The sequence below is a fragment of the Tenacibaculum aquaeponti genome (assembly GCF_052084715.1).
In the GTDB taxonomy this organism is placed as follows: Bacteria; Bacteroidota; Bacteroidia; order Flavobacteriales; family Flavobacteriaceae; genus Polaribacter.
This window is the reverse complement of record NZ_CP197288.1, coordinates 3,447,299-3,473,003: the sequence shown is the minus strand read 5'-3', so window position 1 is coordinate 3,473,003 and position 25,705 is coordinate 3,447,299. Positions and strand designations below refer to the sequence as shown.

Annotated in this window: 17 protein-coding genes; 7 read left to right on the top strand and 10 right to left on the bottom strand. The window is 30.1% G+C overall.

The window, feature by feature from the left end; all coding sequences use genetic code 11:
• Positions 1-16: 16 nt before the first annotated feature.
• Positions 17-3,004 (bottom strand): SusC/RagA family TonB-linked outer membrane protein, encoded by a 2,988-nt coding sequence (locus tag ACSIGC_RS15885; RefSeq protein ID WP_442265760.1) that lies wholly within the window; start codon positions 3,002-3,004, stop codon positions 17-19.
• Positions 3,005-3,239: 235 nt separating this feature from the next.
• Here ACSIGC_RS15885 and ACSIGC_RS15880 point away from each other — a divergent pair, with 235 nt between their 5' ends.
• A complete protein-coding gene (locus tag ACSIGC_RS15880) occupies positions 3,240-4,013 on the top strand; it encodes a LytR/AlgR family response regulator transcription factor (RefSeq protein WP_442265759.1) in 774 nt (257 codons plus the stop codon).
• Between the two features lie 27 nt (positions 4,014-4,040).
• Positions 4,041-4,841: an ABC transporter substrate-binding protein gene (locus ACSIGC_RS15875; RefSeq protein WP_442265758.1), complete on the top strand. Its 801-nt coding sequence runs from the start codon at positions 4,041-4,043 to the stop codon at positions 4,839-4,841.
• Here ACSIGC_RS15875 and ACSIGC_RS15870 read toward each other — a convergent pair.
• From ACSIGC_RS15870 to ACSIGC_RS15860, 3 genes are read right to left on the bottom strand one after another with little or no spacing between them, the layout of a single operon-like run.
• Positions 4,821-5,006, bottom strand: coding sequence for a Lacal_2735 family protein (locus ACSIGC_RS15870; protein WP_442265757.1), 186 nt, complete (start codon positions 5,004-5,006; stop codon positions 4,821-4,823). The two genes, ACSIGC_RS15875 and ACSIGC_RS15870, sit on opposite strands and share 21 nt — an antisense overlap.
• 59 nt (positions 5,007-5,065) lie before the next feature.
• Positions 5,066-5,776, bottom strand: coding sequence for a DUF4197 domain-containing protein (locus tag ACSIGC_RS15865; protein WP_442265756.1), 711 nt, complete (start codon positions 5,774-5,776; stop codon positions 5,066-5,068).
• Between the two features lie 51 nt (positions 5,777-5,827).
• Positions 5,828-5,998, bottom strand: coding sequence for a DUF5522 domain-containing protein (locus tag ACSIGC_RS15860; RefSeq protein WP_442265755.1), 171 nt, complete (start codon positions 5,996-5,998; stop codon positions 5,828-5,830).
• A gap of 140 nt (positions 5,999-6,138) precedes the next feature.
• Here ACSIGC_RS15860 and ACSIGC_RS15855 point away from each other — a divergent pair, with 140 nt between their 5' ends.
• Complete coding sequence (locus ACSIGC_RS15855; RefSeq protein ID WP_442265754.1) at positions 6,139-7,575, top strand: hypothetical protein; 1,437 nt, start codon at positions 6,139-6,141, stop codon at positions 7,573-7,575.
• 41 nt (positions 7,576-7,616) lie between these two features.
• Here ACSIGC_RS15855 and ACSIGC_RS15850 read toward each other — a convergent pair whose 3' ends face one another.
• The 5 genes from ACSIGC_RS15850 to hutH all read right to left on the bottom strand — a co-directional run bounded on the left by ACSIGC_RS15850 (position 7,617) and on the right by hutH (position 16,345).
• Positions 7,617-11,270 carry an ABC transporter permease/M1 family aminopeptidase gene (locus tag ACSIGC_RS15850; protein WP_442265753.1) on the bottom strand — a complete coding sequence of 1,218 codons (3,654 nt, stop codon included), beginning with the start codon at positions 11,268-11,270 and terminating at the stop codon, positions 7,617-7,619.
• Positions 11,271-11,286: 16 nt separating this feature from the next.
• On the bottom strand, positions 11,287-12,180 hold the full coding sequence (locus ACSIGC_RS15845; protein WP_442265752.1) for an ABC transporter ATP-binding protein: 894 nt from the start codon (positions 12,178-12,180) through the stop codon (positions 11,287-11,289).
• A 106-nt stretch (positions 12,181-12,286) separates the two neighbouring features.
• Positions 12,287-12,835 carry a DUF4136 domain-containing protein gene (locus ACSIGC_RS15840; RefSeq protein ID WP_442265751.1) on the bottom strand — a complete coding sequence of 183 codons (549 nt, stop codon included), beginning with the start codon at positions 12,833-12,835 and terminating at the stop codon, positions 12,287-12,289.
• 12 nt (positions 12,836-12,847) lie between these two features.
• Complete coding sequence (locus tag ACSIGC_RS15835) at positions 12,848-14,842, bottom strand: urocanate hydratase (protein ID WP_442265750.1); 1,995 nt, start codon at positions 14,840-14,842, stop codon at positions 12,848-12,850.
• A gap of 12 nt (positions 14,843-14,854) precedes the next feature.
• On the bottom strand, positions 14,855-16,345 hold the full coding sequence (hutH, locus tag ACSIGC_RS15830) for a histidine ammonia-lyase (protein ID WP_442265749.1): 1,491 nt from the start codon (positions 16,343-16,345) through the stop codon (positions 14,855-14,857).
• 77 nt (positions 16,346-16,422) lie between these two features.
• On the opposite strand from hutH, the gene ACSIGC_RS15825 reads away from it, so the two are divergent.
• Positions 16,423-17,313: a LysR family transcriptional regulator gene (locus ACSIGC_RS15825; RefSeq protein ID WP_442265748.1), complete on the top strand. Its 891-nt coding sequence runs from the start codon at positions 16,423-16,425 to the stop codon at positions 17,311-17,313.
• A 43-nt stretch (positions 17,314-17,356) separates the two neighbouring features.
• Here the strand turns inward: ACSIGC_RS15825 and ACSIGC_RS15820 are convergent, their stop codons facing one another.
• A complete protein-coding gene (locus ACSIGC_RS15820; RefSeq protein WP_442265747.1) occupies positions 17,357-19,522 on the bottom strand; it encodes an alkaline phosphatase D family protein in 2,166 nt (721 codons plus the stop codon).
• Positions 19,523-20,013: 491 nt separating this feature from the next.
• Here ACSIGC_RS15820 and ACSIGC_RS15815 point away from each other — a divergent pair, with 491 nt between their 5' ends.
• The 3 genes from ACSIGC_RS15815 to ACSIGC_RS15805 all read left to right on the top strand — a co-directional run bounded on the left by ACSIGC_RS15815 (position 20,014) and on the right by ACSIGC_RS15805 (position 25,662).
• Positions 20,014-20,814: a M15 family metallopeptidase gene (locus ACSIGC_RS15815; RefSeq protein WP_442265746.1), complete on the top strand. Its 801-nt coding sequence runs from the start codon at positions 20,014-20,016 to the stop codon at positions 20,812-20,814.
• A gap of 74 nt (positions 20,815-20,888) precedes the next feature.
• A complete protein-coding gene (locus ACSIGC_RS15810) occupies positions 20,889-24,314 on the top strand; it encodes a methylmalonyl-CoA mutase family protein (RefSeq protein WP_442265745.1) in 3,426 nt (1,141 codons plus the stop codon).
• A gap of 211 nt (positions 24,315-24,525) precedes the next feature.
• Entirely contained in the window at positions 24,526-25,662 is a 1,137-nt protein-coding gene (locus tag ACSIGC_RS15805; protein ID WP_442265744.1) for a helix-turn-helix domain-containing protein, read from the top strand.
• The last annotated feature ends 43 nt before the right edge of the window (positions 25,663-25,705 follow it).

The following is a 25,705-nucleotide window of genomic DNA, read 5'->3' as shown; positions in this document are numbered from 1 at the left end:
TTTACGTTAGTTAAAATTAAAAAGTGATATTTACACCTAAAGTATAAGTTCTTGCTTGAGGAATATTAAAGAATTCCTCTCCAATTGCTCCAGCTCCATCAGCGTTTCTTGAAGTTTCAGGATCATATCCATCTAAACCATCACTTTTAATTGTAAGTAAGTTTGTAGCTGTTGCATAGAATCTTACGTTACTTAAGAAAATGTTATCTAATAAGCTATGAGGTAAACTATAAGCTAAAGTTACATTTTTAAGTCTTGCAAAAGATCCATCTTCTAATTGTAAAGTAGAATCCTGTTCAAAAACCCCATAAGTACTACTACTTGTAGAAGGGATAAATGCATTATCTCCAGGATTTTGCCAAATATTTAAAACTCTTGTTGTTTTATTAAATCCAGATCTTGGATTTTCTGAAAAACTTCTTGAAGCTAAGAAAATATCATTTCCAACAGAGAAGTTAAATAAAGTACTCAAGCTCCAGTTTTTATATTTGAAAGTGTTTGTTAAACCACCAACAAAATCTGGGTTTGCTTTACCAGCAACAACTCTATCTGCTTGAGTTGGATTATTCGTAATGTTACCATTAGCATCTAACCACTCAGCATCACCAGTTTGAGGATTAACTCCGACATATCTAATTAAATAGAATGAGTTAGCAGATTCTCCTTCTATTGCTCTCTGACCAGAGAAACTACCTCCTTGAGCAACAAATCTGTTTCCTCTTTCATCAATATTATCATCTGGTAATTTAGTTACCTCATTTTTGTTATATCCAACATTTAAATTAGTTGTCCATTTGAAACCACTCTCAGTATCAAAGTTAACAGAAGTAATATCTACATCAACCCCAGTATTTTGAATTTCTCCAATATTTGTAGCTACAGCATTTAAACCTAAATTGAATGTTGGATCAACAGGCACATTTAAGATTAAATCATCAGTGATTTTCTTATAGAATTCAACTCCTACAGTTAATCTTCTATTTAAGAAAGATGCAGAAATACCAGCATCAAATCCTGTTGTAGTTTCCCAACGTAAATCAGGGTTAGCTAAACTATTAGGTCTTAAACCTGGATTATTATTATAAGGAGAGTTAAAGAAAGTACCTAAGCTAGCAAAGTTTCCAATTCTATCGTTACCTGCTGTACCTGCACTAACATTTAATTTTAAGTCTCTAATCCAGTTTACATCAGCCATAAAGTTTTCATCAGAAATATTCCATCCGAAAGCTGCAGACCAGAATGTACCAAATTGATTATTAAATCCAAATCTTGAAGAACCATCTCTTCTTAAAGAAGCTTCTAAAACATACTTCCCATTGTCATAATCATAAGATGCTCTACCAAAATATGAAACTAATCTTGAAGTAGTACCATCTGAACTTGTTGTTGTGAAAGTAGATGCTGAAGTAACATTGATAAATGAGTCATCTAAGAAACCTGTACCAGCTACATCAATATTTCTAATATCATTTTGATCGTAAGAATAACCTGCTAATAAGCTTAAATTATGCTTTTCTCCTAACTTATTATTATATAAGAAAGTTGGAGTAATTGTAAATCTATTCTGTTGAGAAATTCCGTTAAAAGCCTCTCCACCTGGAGTTAACAAATCAACTTCACGAGTTTGAGCTTCAACAAATCTTCTATCAACTCCAAAATCTGTTTTAAATGACAATCCGTTTAAAAGAGTAGAAAAATCAATATCAGCAAAAGCATTACCAGTAATTCTAGTTTCAGTTGCTAAATTTAAGTTTAATAATTCTTGAGCAATTACATTACCTCCACCAACGTTTCCAGCAGTAGTAAAGTTCCCATTTTCATCGATAGGATTAACATCTTGTCTTTGTAAGTTTGCAATTGTGTAAGGTGCAGCAAAAGCATTCTCTTGAGGTGTTCTGTCAAATTTATTAACAGAAATACTTGTGTTTAAACCTAAAGTCAACCAGTCGTTAGCTTTAGTTTTAATATTCCCTCTAAAACTAGTTCTTTCTAATTCATTTCCTACTAAGATACCTTCTTGATCTTCTCTTGTAACACCTATATAAAAACTAGATTTTTCATTTCCTCCGTTTACTCCTAGATTGTAGCTTTGAGAAACTGCATTTCTAAAAACGGCATCAATAAAATCAAAATTACCATCAAAAATAGTTCTTGTAGGAGCTGTTATAGCACTAAATTCTCTAAACTGTTGAGCATTTAATAACTCTGGAGTATCAGTTACACTAGAGATAGATGTTGAAAAATCTAAATTTACTTTAACACTACCATCTTTAGAACCTGTTTTAGTTGTAATAATTACAACACCATTTGCTCCACGTGAACCATATAAAGCTGTTGCAGCAGCAGACTTTAATACAGAAATATTCTCGATATCATTAGGATTAATACTAGATAATGGGTTTAATCCTTGCCCACCACCTTGAGCACCAGTTAAGAAACTATCACCTAAAATTACTCCATCAACAACAAACAAAGGTCTAACATTAGTACCAATAGAATTTGTTCCACGAATTCTTAACTCAGGAGCAGCACCAAGAACACCAGAAGAAGATACAACTTGCACACCTGAAGCCTGACCTTGTAAGATATTTTGTGGAGAATCAGTAACTAAATCTTTAATAGCTTCTTGATTTACCTTAGAAACACTCGTAATAACTTTTTTCTCAGATTGAGCTCCATAAGCTACTACAACAATTTCTTCAAGGAAATTATCATTTTCTAAAGTAACATCAATCTTGTTAGAAACTCCTACTTGTCTTTCAACAGTTTTCATTCCTACAAAACTAAACACTAAAACATCTCCAGTTTTAGCTTTGATAGAATACTTACCTTCTGCATCTGACTCAGTTCCTTTAGAAGTATTCTTAATAATTATGTTAACCCCTGGTAATGGACCAACATCATCTGATACAACTCCACTTACTGTTTTCTCTTGTGCATTTACTTTAAGTATAACGCTCAAAAACAATAGCAAGTACATTGCATTTTTAAAACGAAATTTCATAAAATTATTTAATTTAATTGATTAGGGGGTTAAATTTATCCCGTATCCTTCTTTGTTAAGATTCTTTTGAAGTAAAACACCTTTTTTTTGATGTAAGTAATCGTTTTTAACGGATAAAATTTACAAATGTTAAAATCTAGTTATATGAGTGTTAAAGAATACAATAATTTAGCTCAAACCTCATTTACTTTTTATAATTTCGCTAGCCGATCAACTCAATAATAATGAAGTTAACATGAACATAAAGTACATTATAGTTGATAATCAAAAAGTTGCCAGAACTAGAATAGAAAAATTGCTAAATAATTATCCCTCTTTTGAATTAATAGGTAGCTTTTCTGATGGTACTGACGCTATAGATCATATTAATTATCTGAAACCCGATGTTGTTTTTCTGGATATTCAGATAGGTGATGTATCTGGTTTCGATATCATAGAACACACTACAAGTGACACAAAGCCTTTATTTGTATTTGTTACAGAACATGGTGAATTTGCGCACAAAGCTTTTGATTTTTTAGCTTTTGATTATATTGTTAAACCTTTTAGTGATAATAGAATTTATCAATCGATAAACAACATAGTTAATCACAAAAAAAAGGATGAATTATTAAATATACAATCTAGTATTAAAGATATACTATCTATAATTCAACAAAAAGAATCTCCAGAAAATAAAAAGATTAGTATTAAATCTGGTAATAAGATTTTATTTGTAGAAACAGACACTATTAAACATATTTCTGCTTCAGGTTATTATGTAGAAATTTTTACTACAGACAACAAAATGCATTTATTAAGAGAATCTTTATCTAGTTTAATTAGTAGATTAAATTCCCCTAAATTTATGCGTATTCATAGATCTACTATTATTAATTCTAATTTTATAGATGAAATAATAGTTTCAAATTATGGAGAAACAGATGTAAAAATAACAGGTGTAAAGACAACCTTTAGAGTTAGTAAAGGATATAAAAAAGAATTTCAAGAGTTAATGGGAATAAAATAATCTAAATTATTTATTATTTTCGATTAAATGAATATTGAAATTACAGACCAACTTAATAGATTAGTTACACTAAAAAAAGTTCCTCAAAGAATTATTTCTTTAGTTCCAAGTCAGACTGAACTTCTTTACGATATGGGTTTAGAACATAATATTGTTGGCTTAACTAAATTTTGTGTACATCCGTATCATTTGAAACAAACAAAAACTATAGTTGGTGGAACAAAAAATATAAAAGTTGATAAGATAAAGCAATTAAAGCCTGATATTATTTTATGTAATAAAGAAGAAAACACTAAAGAAATTGTTGAAATTTGCGAAGAAATTGCTCCTGTTCATGTTTCTGATATTTTTACACTTAACGACGCCATTGAATTAATTAGACAATATGGTGAATTATTAGCATGTAGAACAGACTCCCAAAAAATCATTCAAAAGTTAGAATTTAAAATTTCTGATTTTAAAGAATTTATGAAAGATGTTGAACACAAAAAAACAGCATATTTTATATGGCGAAATCCATGGATGGCAGCAGGAAATAACACTTTTATAAATCATATTCTTGAACTTAATAAGTTCGAAAATATTTATAAAAATAAAGAAAGATATCCTGAAGTAGAATTAAAAAAAATAAGATTAGAAGGAGATCCTGACCTTGTTTTCTTATCTTCTGAGCCTTATCCTTTTAAAGAAGAACATGCATTTGAAATTGGACGATTTACACATCATGCAAAAACTGTTTTTGTGGATGGTGAATTATTTTCTTGGTATGGAAGTAGGCTTTTAAAATCTTTTGAATATTTCAAAAAATTACACCAGAGAATTGTCTAAGTATTTTACTCTATTAATTTTTTCTAAAACTTTCATAGCTTTATAAAAAGCCATGTCACTTTTAACTTCATCCACATATTTATAATCATTAGATTGCTCTATCAGTTTAAGATAGCGCTCTTCTAAATGTTTTTTATATTGTGATAATTGAATTAAACGCGACATGGCTTTTCATATTTACTTTTAAATATAAGAATAAATTACTGAAAAACAAACATTTAAACTTATTTATTATCTTGTAAAGCAAACACTTTCCTTAATAAATCTGTGTTACGCAAACCTATTTTATTTCTAATTCCTTTCTCTTCTACTGCAATCATAGTATACACTCCATCTAATGCTTCTGTAGTAACATAGTCTGTTAAATCTGGATTTACCCTTTTTACAAAAGGAATAGCATTGTATTTAGATATTAAATTTGCCCAAATTTTATCTGCTCCAACTCTTCCAAAAGACTTTTTAATAACAGGATTAAATTTAGAATATAATGCTGTTTGGGTTCTTCCTTCTAAATAACTTGTTGCAGCTCTATCATTTCCTAATAATATGTTTTTAGCGTCATTAAACGTAATATCTTTAACCGCAGTAACAAAAATTGGTGTAGCTGTTTTTACCGCATCTTCTGCTGCTCTATTTAAAGCTTTTATTCCTTCATCCGCTAACTTACCTAAACCAATCTTTCTTAAACCATCATCTACTGCTTTTAATTCTTTTGGTAAAATAATTTTAACTAATTCATTTCTATAAAAACCATCTTTAGCTGTAAGTTTTGTTACTTGATGTTGAATACCATTATCTAAAGCCTGTCTTAGTCCTTCTCCTATTTGAGCCTGTGTTAAACCTCCTGTTTGAGGTAGTTGACTTGCTATTTTCTGTAATTCATCACACCCTACAAATTGTAACGCTATACATATTATTAAAAGTCTTTTTATCATATTTTAAAAATTTATTTACTTCCTAATTAAGATACATCATTTTATATAAGGTCACTCTTTTTTAAAACTATCTGTTTTTTTATCATAACCATATGGACAATGTTTACATCCGTTTTTACAACAATATCCTCTTCTTAAATGATACTCTTCTTTAAAAACTCTATATCCTTGTTCGTTTATATAATATTCGTCTGGGTTAGCTTTTAAAATTTTATTTCTCATAAATGCAAAAATAACACTTAGAAAGATTTTTAAACAATTAAGAAACTTTTTAACATCTTTCATAAAGTTAGCCTTATACTTTATAATGATTATCACCAACTTAGCCAAAAATTAACACTCATTATTAAAATTTCAAACCAATGAAAAAAAGATTTATTTTGGCTATGACATGCCTCAGCTTATTATGCAACAGTTGTAATTCAGACAACAACACAGAACTACTAAATGACTCACAATTTTCAACTAAAATTTCACAAAAGACATCGAATGAACAACTTTCTATTACTCAAAAAATAGGTACTATTTTCGACAAAATGCTTTTGGACCCTAGTGTTAAAAAAGCTTTATTTTCTTTAACCCAAGAAAAAATCCCTACATATAATGGTGCTACTTTAAAAGGATCAACTTTTAAAAATCATTCTCTTTTATATTCGGATTTTGTCACTGAAGACCATGTTATGTTACTGTATAACAGCCAATTTAAAAAAACTCACCAAGAAGAACCAAATGAAGATGTTTTAAATAATAATTTCATTATACATTCTAATTGGGTTTTTGAAGATAATATTATTATGCTTTCCAACAATGATATAATTGAAAATCATATTATGATGAACATAAAGACAGTAAATGATCGAATTAGAATTGAAGGAGAGCGTTCAATAACTTTTGAAGAACTTTTTAATGAAACTTCTAAATTTTTATACGAGGATCAAACCATTGAATTTAATTATGTAATGGAAAAATATCCTAATTTGTTTTTTAGCGCTAATAAATCTTATTTAAGTAGCTACAACAGTAATATGAATTTTCCTTTAACCAATGTTAGTATTCATAGTACACCAATTTGTAATGGTAGCAGTACTAATCCTAATAGTGTACGTTTAACTCTTATTAAAGATGGAGAAAATGTATTGAATAATTATTATTACAGAACTAATATTAGTTCTGCTCAGTTGCAAACCTTAAGTGGAGTTGTAAAAGCTACATATAACGCAGGAGGAACTGGAAATTTAACTTTAGATTCTTCAAATAGATTTTTTACTTACACAGACAACAACCCTATAAACACTACAGATAGATATATTCTTGTTATAAATTACAATAATATTATAGGAGGAACCAATTACTTTAGTATCTCTACAACCAACACCCCTCATTTAGAACTTTTTATGCATTATGAAACCAAAGAAAATTTAGATTATAGTGTTTACAGACATCAACAATATTTGCACTCGTTGAATAACAATACTCATCTTGTAACTAGAGTTTTTCATGGCAACAATGAACCTATTACTCTAAACCCTTGGCTATCTAAAGGAATTTCTTCATATAGTTTAACACTTACTGAAGTTTCTACAGGAATAACAGAAACTTTAACAGGTTTAAATTTGAGTGGTTTTGACTTTGCCGTAGATTTAAAAAGTCGTTTTAATATGTATATAGGAACAAATTTATCTCCTCAATACATAAGAAATGAATACACTTTACAAATGGTAGCTAACGACTGTAATAACACTACTATAAGCAAAACTATAACATTTTATGTAGATTCAAGAGCAAGATTACATCCGTAATAAAACTAAAAAAAACCTCCTTTTTAAAGGAGGTTTTAAATTTATAATTTTCTTCTATTATCACCAGATTGAGTATCTATTAACTTATTGTATGGATCTACTCCAACTTCAATCGGTTTTTTATCTACAATAATAGAAACCGTATTGTTTATTTGAGTAATCTTATGTTTCTTTAAGTACAATTCAACTTTTTTCTTTTTTCCGTCAACTTCTTCCTCTGTGAAAACACCTACATCAATATAATCTGCTAAAGGAACAGAAAGTACTGGTTTTTTCATTTTTTCGGATTTGTAAGAAATAGTATCACCTATTTTTTCTCCATAATAACGTTTACCTAAATCATCATTTCTATACTTACTCACATTAAATGTAATATCTACTTGATATTTCCCATTTTCTAGTTCTTTTGAAGAAGCTTTCACTATTTTATTTCTATATAATGTAATTGTTTCAAACATGTCTTTAATTACATATTTTAAGCTATCTGGTGTTTTCTCTCTTATATAATCAACCATTTCTATTGAGGTTGTATATGGAGCTTCTTGAAACTTCACCTTTTCCACATAAGATTTTAAAGCTTTATTTAAATTCTCTTCTCCAATATAGTCACTTAATGCATAAAAGACTAAAGATCCCTTTTGGTAACGAATATAACCTTGTCCGTCATTATACATTAAAGGTTTTTCCCTTTTTCGTTCGAAGGTTCTTTGCGTTAAATAACCATCTAAAGCTTTCTTTAAAAATTTACGCATTTCTGTTTTACCTGCTTTATGCTCTAATACTTTTAATGACACATACTCTGATAAACTTTCTGAAAGCATTGTAGCTCCTAAAACATCTGCTCCAATTACTTGATGTGCCCACCATTGATGTGCTAATTCATGAACTGTAACAGCAAAAGGATAATCTACTCCTTGATCTTCTTTGTCTACAGCTGCAATAAATCCAATAGATTCTGAATAAGGGATTGTATTTGGAAATGATTGTGCAAAACTTCCTGCTGTTTTAGGAAATTCTATAATTCGAACTTGTTTGTGTTGATACGGACTAAAGTTTTTTGAATTATAATCTAAAGAAGCCTTAATACCTTCCATCATTCGATCTAAATTAAACTCATGTCCTTTATGATAATAAATTTCAAGGTTTACATCCTTCCATTTATCTTTTTTAACTTCGTATCGTGCTGAGTTAAATGCATAGAAATTTAAAATTTTACTATCCATTTTGTAATTAAAATACCTTCGACCATCTTTCTTCCATTCTTTCTGTAAATATCCTGGAGCTATTGCTATTTGATCTTCACTTGTAGATACAGTAGCTTCAAAATCTATCCAATCACTATCTTTTGAAATATAAGTATCTCCTAAGGCTGTACTATCAGAAGGATGAGGTTTCAAATCATTTTTAGGCAAACCATACTTTTTCCTAACCTGATCATCTTTCAATTCACTTCCGTCAGAATAACCAAATGAAGGAAAAATACCACTATTCATAAAAGTTCCGTTTTCTCGTACAGGAGAGTTTTTTCTCCAAAATGTGTTTGGTTTATTTTTTACAGTGAAATTTAATTCTAAACTATCTCCAGGTTGCAAAGGACTCTTTAGCTTATAAATATCAAAGTTCTGAATAGTGTCCTCTAATATTAAATCTGCTTCTTTATTAAATTTAAAAGTACTTGGATAATTATTATGATTTAAAAAGAGACTATCAATTACTTCCTCCGTTTTATTTATCATTTTATAAGTACCAGAAGAATTAAAATCGTAAGTACTTGGATATAAATCCATATTTACATTAACTGCTACAATTCTTGGCTGTGCTTTACCTTGATACTTCTTATAATTTTTTTCCCATTTTACTCGAAGTTCTTCATTTTCTTTACTAGAAAATCGTTTGTTTTTTATATTATTTTCATAATAAATTCTTCCCCCTAAACTTGCAAAAGCAATCAAAGCAACTGTTAATATTAATCCTTTCTTGAAATTAAAACGTTGCATAAAAATAGACAGACGTTCTTTTATAGAATGTGGAATTCCACGTACCCAAAACAAACTAGTTAATATCAATAAAACTAAACAAAATAAACTCCAATAAATTTTGTAAGTAAAATATCCTCCCAATGAAGATCCGTAACCATTCATATCTGAATAATTAAATCCAGCTCCTTGATTGAATTTAAATATCGATTGCTCTACACCTATACTTCCTAAAAGAGGTATACCAATACTTAAAACTAATAAAACTACCAATCCAACATATGGATTTCTTAACATTGTTTGCACAAACAATGCTAAAACTGCCCAAATTGCGAAATGCCAAAATTTCAAAACATATAGTTCATAAAAATAGTGCCCAAACTCATAATTATAATATCCTTTATAAGTTTGATATATTACACCAGATAACATTACTAATGTTAAAATTACTAATTGAACTTTTAATAAAGCAGTTAATTTAGATAACCATAAAACCCAGTTTGGAGTTGGTGTAACATCTACCAAATGGTTTGCATTAACCATTCTTCCTCTATGTACAAGTAAACCTGCATATAAGAAAGTAATTATAATCATAGAAAGATTAAAACCATTCATACTAACTCGTAACATTTTCCATGTTACAGGTAAAGTTTTAGTTCCAAACACCAATCCTGTTTGTGATAAACCTAAAATAGCTATAATAACACCAACTAAAGCTATTGCAATAAAAGGCAATGATTTCACTACATATTTAAAATCTATCGTAGAAAGTTTCCAAACATTTTTTAAACTATGCTTGAAAGAAAAATCGTGAGTAACTTTTGGTAAATTTATTCTCGTAATTCCTCCAAAATTCTTTTTAATTGCACGTATCTCTTTTTCCTTTTTAAACCAATTAAATGTAACCGGACTTTGACTAAAAGAAAACTTTTTAAATACAAATCCGAAAATTAAAGCTGAAACACCTAACCAGATAAGTCTATTATAAATAATTACACTTCCAATTGGTAATTGAGCCTCATTCTGTTCTGCGATAGTCCAATAACGTGTGTAATAATCTAATGCGCCAAACCCATAAGGATCTATCAAACCAGTTAATAATCTATTATCCTGTTCTGAAACCATAGATACCATTAATCCTTGAATAAGCATTACTGCTAACACACTAATAAAACCAGCAGCAATATTTCTACTAAAAGTTACTATTGCAAAAACAATAGCTCCGAATAATATTAAATTAGGAATAACATAAACAAAATAGGAATGTAAATAAGCTATAAAACTAAAACTGCCAACTATTTCAGGATTTGTTCCAGGCAATCGAAATCCAATAATTAATCCAAAACCAATAGCAAAAACAACCAGGGTTACAATGGTTAAACCACTTAAAAACTTTGCAAATAGATAATTAGTTTTAGTAAAAGGATAGGAATATAAAATAGAGTGCATCTCACTCTTATAATCTCTAAAAATAGTAACACCAATTATAGAAGGCAATAAAAAGAAGATTAACTGACTCATTCCATTAAACAAATCATTAACTCCTTTAGGTGAATTTACTATTTTATGACTTCCTGTACTTACTGTTATACTATCGAAAATTCCAGCACTAGCTGCTGAAAAAAATATAGATATTAAAAAAAGTATTGCTAAATATATATAAAAGGCAGGTTTCTTAAACCAATACCTTACTTCGTGTTTAAATATTGTAGAAAACATAATTTAATAGTATTAGTTAAGCTAAAGTAACTTGAGGTTCATCTGCCTTTAATGCGATAAAATACACATCATCTAATTGAGCCGCTACAGCTTCAAAATCGTTTGAAGGTTTTTCTTCTGCATAAACACGAATATTTAAAGTATTATCTTGATTAAAAGTAGATGACAATACATTAAACTCTTTTTCACTCTGTTCTAAATCATCACGATCTATTTTTTTGGTCCAAATAAAACCTTCAATCTCACTAGTAGCTTTTTCTGGAGTTAAATGTTTTAAAATTTTTCCACCATTTAAGATGGCCATATCATTACACAACTCTTTAACATCCTCAACAATATGTGTAGAAAAAATTACAGTACTATTTGTTCCTACTTCTCTTAACACATTTAAAAAACGACGTCTTTCTGCTGGATCTAAACCTGCAGTTGGTTCATCAACAATAATTAATTTAGGGTTATTTAATAATAATTGAGCAATACCAAACCGTTGTTTCATTCCTCCTGAATATCCTGCTACATATTTTTTTCTAACCTCATATAAATTTGTAATCTCTAAAACTTCTCTTACTAACTTTTCGCGATCCGATTTCGATGCAATCCCCTTCAAACTAGCAAAATAATCTAACAGTTCTTCTGCAGACATTTTTGGGTAAACACCAAATGATTGCGGTAAATATCCTAATACTTTTCGAAGTGAAATTTTATCTTCTAAAATATTAACTCCATCAAAAGTAATTGAACCGCTATCTGGACTTTGTAATGTGGCAATAGTTCTCATTAAAGAAGATTTTCCTGCTCCGTTTGGCCCTAATAATCCAAACATTCCTTTTCCTATTTCTAAATTTAGGTTATCAATAGCTTTTACACCGTTTTTGTAAGTTTTAGTTAAATTTTTTATGGTTAGTTTCATTGTGATAAATTTTATAATAAGTAGATTAAAAAGAAGTTTTGTTACAAAAAAAACGTCAAATTAAGAAAATTCTTAATTTGACGCTTAACCCTTCTGTATTATTTTATCAATTATTTTTTTTACTTCCTGGAGGATACTTAGCAAGAATATCTTTTACAAATTTTTTAATTCGTTCTTCTCTCTTTTCTGCATTTCTTAGTGCTAATGCTCCAGAACCTATTCCTTGCCAAATTAACTCTTTCTCCTTAGCATCTATAACATCAATAAATAAAGTTCCTTCAGTATATTGGTTTACATTTAATCGACCAGCTCCTCCCCACATCCATGGGTTCCAACCCCAACCATAACCAAATCCATAATTAAAATTATCATTAATATTAACTCGTTCACGAGATTTCGTAAATAAACTTATCAAAACATCTGGGTTAGATGACTTTTGCATTCCTTTAGCTAATAGCTCTGCTTCTATAGCTCGCATTATTCTTTTCTTATCAAGATCTGAAACCTCAGCTTTATCTATACCTGGTTTGTAAAAAGCAAAAGTTTTCTTATCATCGAAATTTGCTTTTGTATCATAATCTGAAACAACTCGTATAGAATTGCATGAAGTAAAAATTAAAAAAAGTAGCGGTAAAAAGAGTTTAGTTAACTTCATAATAGTAAACGTTTAAATATTATCAAATAATGCATCATCAACAATATTAGGCAATGTTACTTTTAAATTTTCTTCTACTTTCATAGCGCGTTCAATTGCAAAGATAGCTTCTTTATTTCTTGCCCAACTACGTCTAGCTATTCCGTTATTTACATCCCAAAAAAGCATTGACTTCAAACGTTTTGATGCTCCTTTACTTCCATCAAGAAGCATGCCAAATCCACCATTAATAACTTCTCCCCAGCCGACTCCTCCACCATTGTGAATTGAAACCCAAGTTGCTCCTCTAAAACTATCTCCAATTACATTATGAATTGCCATATCTGCCGTAAACCTTGATCCATCATATATATTAGAAGTTTCTCGATATGGAGAATCTGTTCCGGATACATCATGATGATCTCTTCCTAAAACAACTGGTCCTATTTTCCCTTTCTTAATTGCCTTATTAAAAGCTTTAGCTATTTTAATTCTTCCTTCAGCATCTGCGTATAGAATTCTTGCTTGAGAACCTACTACTAATTTATTTTCTTGTGCTCCTTTAATCCACTGAATATTATCCGCCATTTGTTGTTGAATTTCTACAGGAGAATCTTCCATAATTTCTTGTAACACTTTACAAGCGATTTCATCTGTTTTCTTTAAATCTTCCGGTTTTCCTGAAGTACAAACCCAACGGAAAGGTCCAAAACCATAATCAAAACACATCGGTCCCATAATATCTTGTACATAACTCGGGTATTTAAACTCTCTTCCAATTGTTGGATTAGGATTCATTACATCTGCTCCCGCTCTACTCGATTCTAATAAAAATGCATTTCCATAATCAAAGAAATACGTTCCTTTGGCTGTATGTTTATTTACAGCTGCTGCATGTCTTCTTAAAGATTCTTGTACTTTCTCTTTGAATTCTTCAGGCTGATTTGCCATCATTTGGTTTGCTTCTTCGAAAGATAATCCAGCTGGATAATATCCTCCAGCCCAAGGATTATGCAATGATGTTTGATCTGAACCTAAATCTATATGAATATTAGCTTCATCAAACTTTTCCCAAACCTCAACAACATTTCCTAAGTAAGCAACAGAAACCACTTCTTCATTTTCTTTCGCTCTTTGAATCCTCACAACAAGCTCATCTAAATCTGAAATTACTTCATCTACCCAACCTTGAGAGTGACGAGTATGTACAGCTTTTTCGTTTACTTCTGCGCAAACCGTGATACAACCTGCAATGTTACCTGCTTTAGGCTGTGCACCACTCATTCCCCCTAAACCTGCAGTTACAAATAAATTTCCTTTAGGTGTCTTTCCTAATTTTCTAAATCCATTAAGTACTGTAATTGTTGTTCCATGTACAATACCTTGTGGACCAATATACATGTAACTTCCAGCAGTCATTTGTCCGTATTGAGTAACTCCTAAAGCATTAAACTTCTCCCAATCATCTGGTTTTGAATAATTCGGTATCATCATTCCATTAGTAACCACAACTCTTGGTGCATTTTTATTCGATGGAAATAATCCCATTGGATGACCAGAGTACATTACTAATGTTTGCTCATCATTCATTTCAGATAAATACTGCATCGTTAACAAATACTGGGCCCAGTTTTGAAAAACGCCACCGTTTCCACCGTAAGTAATTAATTCGTGAGGATGTTGTGCGACAGCATAATCCAAATTATTCTGAATCATCAGCATAATAGATTTCGCTTGAGTAGATTTTCCTGGATATTCCTCGATAGGACGAGCATACATTTTATAATCAGGACGAAAACGATACATGTATATTCGACCATACTTTTCTAATTCTTCCTTAAATTCAGGAAGTAACTCTGTATGATGTTCTTTTTTAAAATAACGTAACGCATTTTGTAAAGCTAATTTTTGCTCTTCTTCAGATAAAATTTCTTTACGTTTTGGTGCGTGATTTATAGTTAAATCGTATTCTTTTTTTGAAGGTAAAACTGAAGGAATACCTTGTTTTATTTGCTCTTTAAATGTCATCTTCCTATTTTTTTAATTCACTATAAATTGTTGCGTTTTAACCATATATACCAATGCATTAATATCATCTTTCAATACACGATCTTCTTCTAATTTGGCTACTTTCTCTCTAATTAACTTAAAGTTTTCTTCAACTATTTCCGAAAATGTATTCGGCCTTCTAAACTCCATAGCTTGTGCGGCATACATTAATTCAATAGCTAAAATTTTATCTATGTTTCCTAAAATCTGGTTGAATTTTCTTCCTGAAATACTGCCCATAGACACATGGTCTTCTTGACCTAAAGAAGTTGGAACACTATCTGCCGACGGAGGAAAACACAATGACTTATTTTCGGTGACTAAAGCAGCTGTTGTATATTGCGGAATCATAAATCCAGAATTTAAACCTCCCGCTTCTGTTAATAATCTTGGTAATCCATATTTTCCTTCCAATAATAAATAACTACGACGGTCAGAAATATTTCCTAATTCAGAAGCTGCAATTGATGCATAATCTAAGGCCATAGCTAATGGTTGTCCGTGGAAGTTTCCTCCAGAAATAGCTTCTGTTTCACTTAAAACAATTGGATTATCAGTTACTGAATTCATTTCTATCTCTGCTAATTCTTTTAAGTGCTGATATGCATTTCTAGAAGCTCCGTGTACTTGAGGGATACAACGTATAGAATATGGGTCTTGAACTCTATCACATTCTAAATGATTTTCTACATTTTGTGAATTTTTTAAAAACATTCGCATTCGATTTGCTACTTTTAAATTCCCTTTAAAAGGTCGAATACTATGCAACGCTTCTTTAAAAGGTGAAGCACTTCCCTGAAAACCTTCTAAACTCATTGCTCCTGCTAAATCTGCCAAATCTAACACATATTCCATTTTCTTTAAACCTAAAATAGCGTGTGCTAAAATAAATTGGGTTCCATTTATTAGTCCTAAACCTTCTTTGGCTTGTAATTGTAATGGAGTTAAATTATGAGCTTTTAAAACTTCTTTTGACGATTTAATCTCATTATTAATCCAGAACTCTCCTTCTCCTAATAAAGGTAAAAACAAATGAGAAAGCGGCGCTAAATCTCCTGAAGCACCAACAGAGCCTTGCTTTGGCACAACAGGTAGTAAATCATTTTCAATAAAGTAAATAATTCTTTCAATCAATTCTAATCGTACACCAGAAAACCCTTGACATAAAGCATGAACTTTACAAATCATCATGATTTTAGACAAAAAACTTTCTATTGGTTCTCCCACTCCAACAGCATGAGTAATTAGTAAATTTTCTTGTAACTTACTTGTTTCTTCGGGTGTGATTTGCACATCGCATAGAGGTCCAAAACCTGTGTTAATTCCATAAACAGCAACATCTGAATTTGCCATTTTTTCTACCTTAGTTCTACATGATTGCACTTTAGCCTTGGCCTCATTATTAATCTCTGCTTTCAATTCACCCTTGGCAATTGAAATAACTGCATCTACTGTTAAATTATCTATACCGTATTTAAACATTATAATCATTTTCTATTTACAAAGTTATTTTTACTTTTGATAACAAACAACATCATTTAAATCAACAATTAATAACTATGAGTTATCAAATAGAAATTCGACATATTAAATATTTTTTAGCTGTTGCTGAAGATCTGCACTTTAGAAAAGCTGCTGAACGACTATTTATTTCTCAACCTGGTTTAAGCAGACAAATCAAACAAATGGAGGATGATTTAGGAATTCAATTATTTATTAGAAATAACAGAAAAGTTATTTTAACTTCTGCTGGAAACTATTTAAAAAGAGAATTCACTCAACATTTAACAAGTATTAGTAATAGCATAAAATATGCAAAACTGTTGCAAGATGGTAAATTAGGTGAATTAAAATTTGGTTATGTAGGTTCTGCTATGCAACGAATTATTCCAGATATTTTAATTCAATTTAAAGAAGTTCTTTTAGATGTTAAATTTGGTTTTAAAGAAATGGATAACCAAAAGCAAATTGAACACCTACTTTCTCAAGAAATTGACATTGGATTTGTGCGCTTAGATCGTGTGCCTAGAGATATTGCTATTAAACCTATTTTAAAAGAACCTTTTTGTCTTGTATTACCAAAAGAACATATTATAAATAATTTGAACTATAAAAATTTATCACAGCTAAAAGATGAATCTTTCATTCTGTTTGATCCATCTTACAGTCCATCTTATTATGAAAAAGTTTTACAAATATTTGATGAAAGTGGTTTTGCTCCTATCGTATCACACAATACAATTCATGCAGCTTCCATTTATAAGTTAGTTGAAAATGGATTTGGATTATCTATAGTTCCAAAATCATTGCAACAAGGTTATGATTCTAATGTAAAATTTATTGAATTAACAGAAATATCACAACGTACAACCTTATCTATTGTTTGGAATAAAAAAAATAGAAATCCGATACTTCAATCCTTACTACAAGAAATACAAAAGCATGTTTAAAATGAATTTAAACACGCTTCTTTTTATATAATTCCTTCTTTATTTAACGAATAATTATCTGTTTTATAATCTGCTGTTTTTGAGTATCTATTTTTAAAAAGTAGTTTCCACTAGACAAAGAATTTACATCAAAATTGATATTATAAATTCCTTTTCCTTGACGTTTTGTTTTTAATAAACTCTTTACTTTTTGTCCATTTGTATTATACACAGAAATTGAAACTTGAGTTTTATTTTGAAGTAAATAATGAATATTACCAGATTGACTCATAGGATTTGGATAAACTCCTAAAATTACTAAATTTTCGTTTTCTTCATTAGATACATTTGTCCCTATTTCAATAGGTTTTACTCCGTAAACAACCCTAGAACTACTTTTCGCAGGAGTATTGGTCGACTGAATTCCACAATCGTTTTTATTCACGTAATATCCTTTATGAAAAAACTCTCCTGAATTTGGACGAGTTATATCATTAATATAAAACCAATCTGCTTGTACTTTATTTTCTTTTACATCTAAAATAAAATATCCATGTGCATCTAAATCAACTTCTTTAATATGTCTGTTAAGTAATTTTGTATAAAATTCAGCTAAACCAGTTGCAATTCCTCCATAGGCATCTAAATTTTGAGAAGTTACACTTGGTACTACAAATTCAGAACCTATACACTCTCTGTTATATCTTAAATTACCCGCAAAAGTACTATGAATATCTCCTGTTAACACAACTACATTTTTTATATTATTATCATTAATATGCTTGTATAAACGTTCTCTATCTTTCTTAAAACCATCCCAAGCATCATTTGTTGGAACTCCGTTGTAACTCATCATCATTACTTGATTACCTATAATTTTCCAAGTCGCTGAGGAAGCAGATAATTTACTTAATAACCAACTAAATTGCGTTGCTCCTAAAATCGATACATATGTTGCTCTTTGTGCTAGTTTCTCTTGAGAAATAATTGATGTTGCTTTAATTAAAAGACTTTCTAATTTTTCTTGATTTTTTCTTGAAGCTAAATTTCTATTTCCATAATTCTTGTAGTTATAAGCAATAGTTGCAAACTTTTCAATCACAAAATCTAATTCTTCCTTCGTTAATTTCTCTTCTTGAATAAAATATGGAGCAATTTTATGAATAGCTTTTTTAAAATCATTTACTGAATTTAAAGGATCTTCTGCTATAATTTGTTTTACTTTATATTTTAATTCTTTTTTAGATTTTAACGTAATACGTTGTGAAGTAACTGTTTCTCCTCTTCCTTCAATTCTAGTGTCTAACATTAATAAATCAGCTAAATTTCCGTAAGAAAAATCTCTATACAACCTGTATTCTTGAATCGAATTTGCTCTTACAGGCATCCATTCAAAATAAGCCTTATAAGCGTTGTTTTTTCTTACTTCCCAACTTCCTTCTGTAGAAGGATCATGATTTTCTGCTCCAAACTTATTTGCATCATTGGAAAACTCGTGATCATCCCAAATTAAAATAAAAGGATGTTGCTGATGTATCCTGCGTAACATCGGATCTAATCTGTAATACGAGTAACGGACACGATAATCACTCAAAGAAACAATTTCATTTTTGGGTAAATGTCCTCTTCCAACTTCATCACTATATCCATATCCTCCAGTTTCATATTCATAAATATAATCTCCTAAGTGAATAACAGCATCAATATCTGTTCTCTCTGCTAATTCTTCGTAAGTATTAAAATATCCATTCTGATAATTTGAACATGACACTACTCCAAACCTAACATTGTCTACATTTCCTGTTGGTGAAGTTCTAGTTTTTCCTATTTCTGATTTTTTATTTAAAGCTTCGAATTGAAAATAGTAAGTTGTATTTGGATTTAAATTTGTGACATCAACTTTTACCGTATAATCTTTTCGTTCATCTGTAGTAACTTCTCCTTGTTGAATTACATCAGACATTGTTGGATTAGTAGCAACTTTCCATGTAACGTTAACATCAGGTTGATTTGTCGTAACTCTAGTCCAGATAATGACAGCGTCCTTTAACGGGTCTCCTGATGCTACTCCATGATAAAAAGGAACTAAACTCGCATTGAAAAAACTCTCAATATTATCTGAACTAAAACGATCAATTTTAGTTACTATTGCTGAGTTTTGAGCTAAAAGTGTAAAAAAAGGAGTCGTAATAAATAGTGCAACAAGCACAAAAAAATTAATTTGTTTCATTTTTCGGGGTTAATTTGTTAATCTGTTGCGAAACTAATTTTTAAAGCGCTAACTTGCTATGCATGCATAATAATTAACTCAATGATAATTCTGTTAACATTTTTATATTTTTAATAACCTAACAACTAACATTTCAATGATAATTTCTTTACATAAAAAATGTAAGCCAGTTGTAAATAATGATAAATTACTTTGATTATAATCTCTAAATATATCGTTCCTAAAGGTTTTACTGGTATTACTTTATATCCGTTTATTTTTCTTAAAAACTCTTCAATTAAAAATGATAAAATCACGATTAATCATGAGAAAATTCATCTGCGACAACAAATAGAAATGCTTATTATTCCTTTTTATATTTTCTATGGAATTGAATGGTTTTTTAAATTTTTAAAATATAAAAATAGTTATCTTGCTTATCGAAATTTAAGCTTTGAGCGAGAAGCTTACTCATTTGAAACAGACATCAATTATTTAAAAAACAGGAAATTTTGGGCATTTATAAAACATCTATAAAATTTTCATCAATACTATTTTTAAGCATTTTCTTTAACTGTAAAACTGAAAAGAAAATTAAAAAAGAAGAAGTTATCGAAATAGCTAAAGCAGCTATCGTTAAAAAAGACACTACTCCAAAATACCCAAAGTATTTAACAAAAGAATATGTATTAGGTAAATTTGATTATAAAACGCACCCTGACTTTGGTAAAATACCGAAGAATTTGTCTTCTAGCGAAATGTATTTAAGAAAAGAAGTGTTAGAACAATTTCTTAATATGGTAAATGCCGCAAAAAAAGAAGGTATTAAATTAAAAGCAGTTTCAGCAACTCGAAATTTTCCACACCAAAAAAGAATTTGGGATTATAAATGGACAGACAAATACAAAAAATACCCAGAAGACAAACGCGCTTTAAAAATTTTAGAATACAGTTCTATGCCAGGAACTTCAAGACATCACTGGGGAACTGATGTTGATATTAATGATTTAGAAGATGAATATTTTTTACAAGGAAAAGGTAAAAAAGAATACGAATGGTTAATGAAACACGCAAACAGTTTTGGTTTCTATTTAGTTTATACATCAAAAGATAACGGAAGAACTGGATATAACGAAGAAAAATGGCACTGGTCTTATGCTCCATTATCATCAATTTACTTAGAATTTTACAACCAAAACATTACACATCAAGACATTACAGGATTTCAAGGTTCACAGTTTGCAAAAGACATTCACATGATTACCAATTATGTAAATGGAATAAACCCAAAAATATTGACTTATAAGCCCTAAGCTTTTCTTAAACATTGCTTAATTTTTTTGAGATTTTCGTAAATTGCAACTCAAAATAACAACTAAATTTACGAATGGAACAAATAGCTCCTTATAAACCCAAGCATAAAGTAAGAATTGTAACTGCTGCTTCATTATTTGATGGTCATGATGCTGCAATAAACATAATGCGTAGAATTATCCAGTCTACTGGTGTAGAGGTAATTCATTTAGGTCATGATAGAAGTGTTGAAGAGGTAGTAAACTGTGCTATTCAAGAAGATGCTAATGCAATTGCTATGACTTCTTATCAAGGTGGTCATAACGAATATTTCAAATACATGTACGACTTGCTTAAAGAAAAAGGAGCAAGTCATATCAAAATTTTTGGTGGTGGTGGTGGAGTAATCCTTCCTGAAGAAATTAAGGAATTAATGGATTACGGAATTACTCGTATTTATTCTCCTGACGATGGTCGTGAAATGGGATTACAAGGTATGATTAATGATCTTGTACAACAATCTGATTTTGCCATTGGTGATAAATTAAACGGAGAAGTTAATCATTTAGCTGAAAAGGAAATCGGAAGTATAGCTCGTGTAATTTCCTCTGCAGAAAACTTCCCTGAAGTTTCAAAAGAAACTATGGATATTATTCATAAGAAAAATGAGACTTCTAAAACTCCAGTATTAGGTATCACAGGAACTGGTGGTGCTGGTAAATCGAGTTTAGTAGATGAATTAGTTCGTCGTTTTTTAATTGATTTCCCAGAAAAAACTATCGGTTTAATTTCTGTTGATCCGTCTAAAAGAAAAACAGGTGGAGCTTTATTAGGAGATAGAATTCGTATGAATGCTATTAATAATGAACGTGTATATATGCGTTCTTTAGCAACACGTCAATCTAATTTAGCTTTATCTAAATATGTAAATGAAGCCGTTGAAGTTTTAAAAGCTGCTGAGTTTGATTTAATTATTTTAGAAACTTCTGGTATCGGACAATCTGATACTGAAATTATAGAACATTCTGATGCTTCTTTATATGTTATGACTCCTGAATTTGGAGCTGCAACTCAGTTAGAAAAAATTGACATGCTTGATTTTGCTGATTTAGTTGCTATTAACAAATTTGATAAAAGAGGTGCATTAGATGCATTACGCGATGTTAAAAAACAATACATGCGTAATAATAATCTTTGGGATGTACACATGGATGATATGCCTGTGTATGGAACTATTGCTTCTCAATTCAACGATCCAGGAATGAACTCGCTATACAAAGCGATTATGGATAAAGTTGTTGAAAAAACAGGAGCTGATTTAAAATCTACTTTTGAAATTACTAAAGAAATGTCTGAAAAGATATTTGTAATTCCACCAGCCAGAACACGTTACTTGTCTGAAATTGCAGAAAATAACAGAGCTTACGATAAAAAAGTAGATGACCAAGAAAAGGTTGCTCAAAAGTTATATGGAATCTTCAAAACCATTGAAAGTGTTTCTGAAGGAACTGTCGCTTTAGATAAATCAGGAATTGATGAAACTTCAATTCAAAAAACAGACGAAAACAGTGATTTTCTAAAATTATTAATCGCTGAATTTGATCGCGTAAAAATGAATTTAGACCCATATAACTGGGAAGTCATTTTAAACTGGGCAACTAAGGTTAAAAAATATAAAGATCCTATTTATACGTTTAAAGTACGTGATAAGGAAATTAAAATTGAAACACACAGCGAATCGCTGTCACACAGTCAAATTCCAAAGGTAGCTTTACCTAAATATCAAGCTTGGGGAGATTTATTACGCTGGAATTTACAAGAAAATGTTCCTGGAGAATTCCCATATACATCAGGATTATATCCTTTCAAGAGAACTGGAGAAGATCCAACCAGAATGTTTGCTGGAGAAGGTGGACCAGAACGTACGAACAGACGATTCCATTACGTTAGTTTGGGAATGCCAGCAAAGCGTTTATCTACTGCTTTTGACTCAGTTACTTTATATGGAAATGATCCTGGACATAGACCTGATATTTATGGTAAAATTGGAAATGCTGGAGTATCTATTTGTTGTTTAGATGACGCTAAGAAATTATACTCTGGATTCGACTTAAGTCATGCTATGACTTCTGTATCAATGACTATTAATGGTCCGGCTCCAATGTTATTAGGGTTCTTTATGAATGCTGCAATTGATCAAAACTGTGAGAAATACATTAAGGAACACGGTTTAGAATCGAAAGTAGAAGCAAAATTAAAAGAGTTATACGACGATAAAGGTATTGCTAGACCAAAATATAACGGTGATTTACCAGAAGGAAATAATGGTTTAGGTTTATTACTTTTAGGTGTTACTGGAGATCAGGTTTTACCCGCAGACGTATATGCAGAAATTAAAGCCAATACATTATCTCAGGTTAGAGGTACAGTTCAAGCAGATATTTTAAAAGAAGATCAAGCACAAAATACGTGTATTTTCTCTACAGAATTTGCTTTACGTTTAATGGGAGATGTTCAAGAATACTTTATTGAGAAAAATGTACGCAACTTCTACTCTGTTTCTATTTCTGGATATCATATTGCTGAAGCTGGTGCAAATCCAATTACTCAATTAGCTTTAACTTTAGCTAATGGATTTACCTATGTAGAGTATTATTTATCTAGAGGAATGGATATTAATAAGTTTGGTCCAAACTTATCGTTCTTCTTCTCAAATGGTATCGATCCAGAATATGCTGTAATAGGACGTGTAGCTCGTAAGATTTGGGCAAAAGCTTTAAAATATAAGTACGGAGCAAATGCACGTGCACAAATGTTGAAATATCACATTCAAACTTCTGGACGTTCTTTACATGCACAGGAAATTGATTTTAATGATATTAGAACTACGTTACAAGCATTATATGCAATTTACGACAACTGTAATTCGCTACATACAAATGCTTATGATGAAGCTATTACAACACCAACAGAAGAAAGTGTTCGTAGAGCAATGGCAATTCAGTTGATTATTAATAAAGAATTAGGATTAGCTAAAAACGAGAATCCAATTCAAGGTTCATTTATTATTGAAGAATTAACTGATTTAGTTGAGGAAGCGGTATTAACTGAATTTGATAGAATTACAGAACGTGGTGGAGTTTTAGGAGCAATGGAAACAATGTATCAACGCTCTAAAATTCAAGAGGAAAGCTTGTATTACGAAACTTTAAAACACACAGGAGAATTCCCGATTATTGGTGTAAATACGTTCTTGAGTTCTAAAGGATCTCCAACGGTTACTCCACAAGAAGTTATTCGTGCAACAGAAGAGGAAAAATTATTCCAAATCAACACTAAAGAAAACTTAAATAAAGCAAATAAGCAAAAGGTACAAGATCAATTAAAAATTGTACAACAAGCTGCCATTCAAAACGAAAACATTTTTGAATGTTTAATGGAAGCTGCTAAAGTTTGTTCATTAGGTCAGATTACATCAGCATTATTTGAAGTTGGTGGACAATACAGAAGAAATATGTAATAATATATACGTCAACCTGAACTTGTTTCAGGTTTTCATTTATAAACTATTTCTTAAATAGCTTTATGAGATTCTGAAATAAATTCAGAATGACGCAAAACCAGATATTTATATATAAAATTAAGAGCAGTAGAAATGTTAAGTTTTTACTGCTCTTTTTCTGTAAAGAAATTATATTGTTGAACTAAAATACATTCCAAACCTAAAATTAATGTGTGAACTAAATTTAAACATTTTTAATCTTCTTATAGTAGCGTCGATTTTTATAGGTACGACATTTGGAACTTTACTAATTTTTACGAAACGTATCAATAAAAAAGCTAACTTACTTCTTGGCTTAATTGTTTTTATTATCGTTTTGTGGAATATTTGGGTTATAAGTTTAGATTTTCAGTTCACTCGTTATTTCACTTATTTTTATTTAATTCCGCTACACTACTCTTTAGCTCTTGGTCCATTAGTATATTTCTATGTAAAAAGAATCACTAATTTTAGTTTTCATTTCTCTAAAAAAGAACTCCTTCATTTTTTACCAGTAGTTATAGAACTTAGTGTCCATTTTCTAATTAGTATAGAGGCTTTTACAGATCAAAAAACGAGTATTGAGACAGCTATTTTTCATCAAATAATTCCAATTATTCAATTTCTTGCTATTATTTCCGTTGTTTCGTACAGTATTTTTGCTTTAAAAGAAATCAGAATTTATCACAACTGGCTTAACGAGAATTATAGTGACAACGATGCATATAATTTAAAATGGTTATATCGATTAATCGTCATATTCGCTATAATTTGGATATTATGGTTTCCATATACTTTTATAGATTATTTAGTGTTTAATTTTCAGTTAGGTATTAGTGATTATTATCCTATTTATATAGCCCTTTCTATAATTACAATTTGGATTAGCACTGAAGCTTTTTTAAGATCTGAAATTGTTTTCCTAGAAGCAAACAGAAAAGAGGTTCTCCACAAAAAAGAAGATCCGACTGAAGAAATTCTTGAAAAAGCATCTTGGTTAAAAGAGGAAATGAAAAAGAATCGTTTTTACTTAAATTCTGAATTAACCTTAAAATCTCTTGCAGATAATCTTAATATGCATCCTAACATGTTATCAAAAGTAATTAATGACGGATTAGATAAAAATTTTTCAGACTTTATTAATGAATATCGTGTTAATGCAATTATAAAAAAATTAGAGAGTGGTAATTATGATCATATTACTTTATTGGGATTGTCTTTTGAATGTGGTTTTAATTCAAAAACGACTTTTAATAGAGTATTTAAAAATATAAAAGGGATTACTCCTTTGCAATATAAAAAGTCCATAGAAAACAACTCTAAATAGTATTAAATGAGTCCCATTTTATAAATTGGAGCGTTTGACTTTT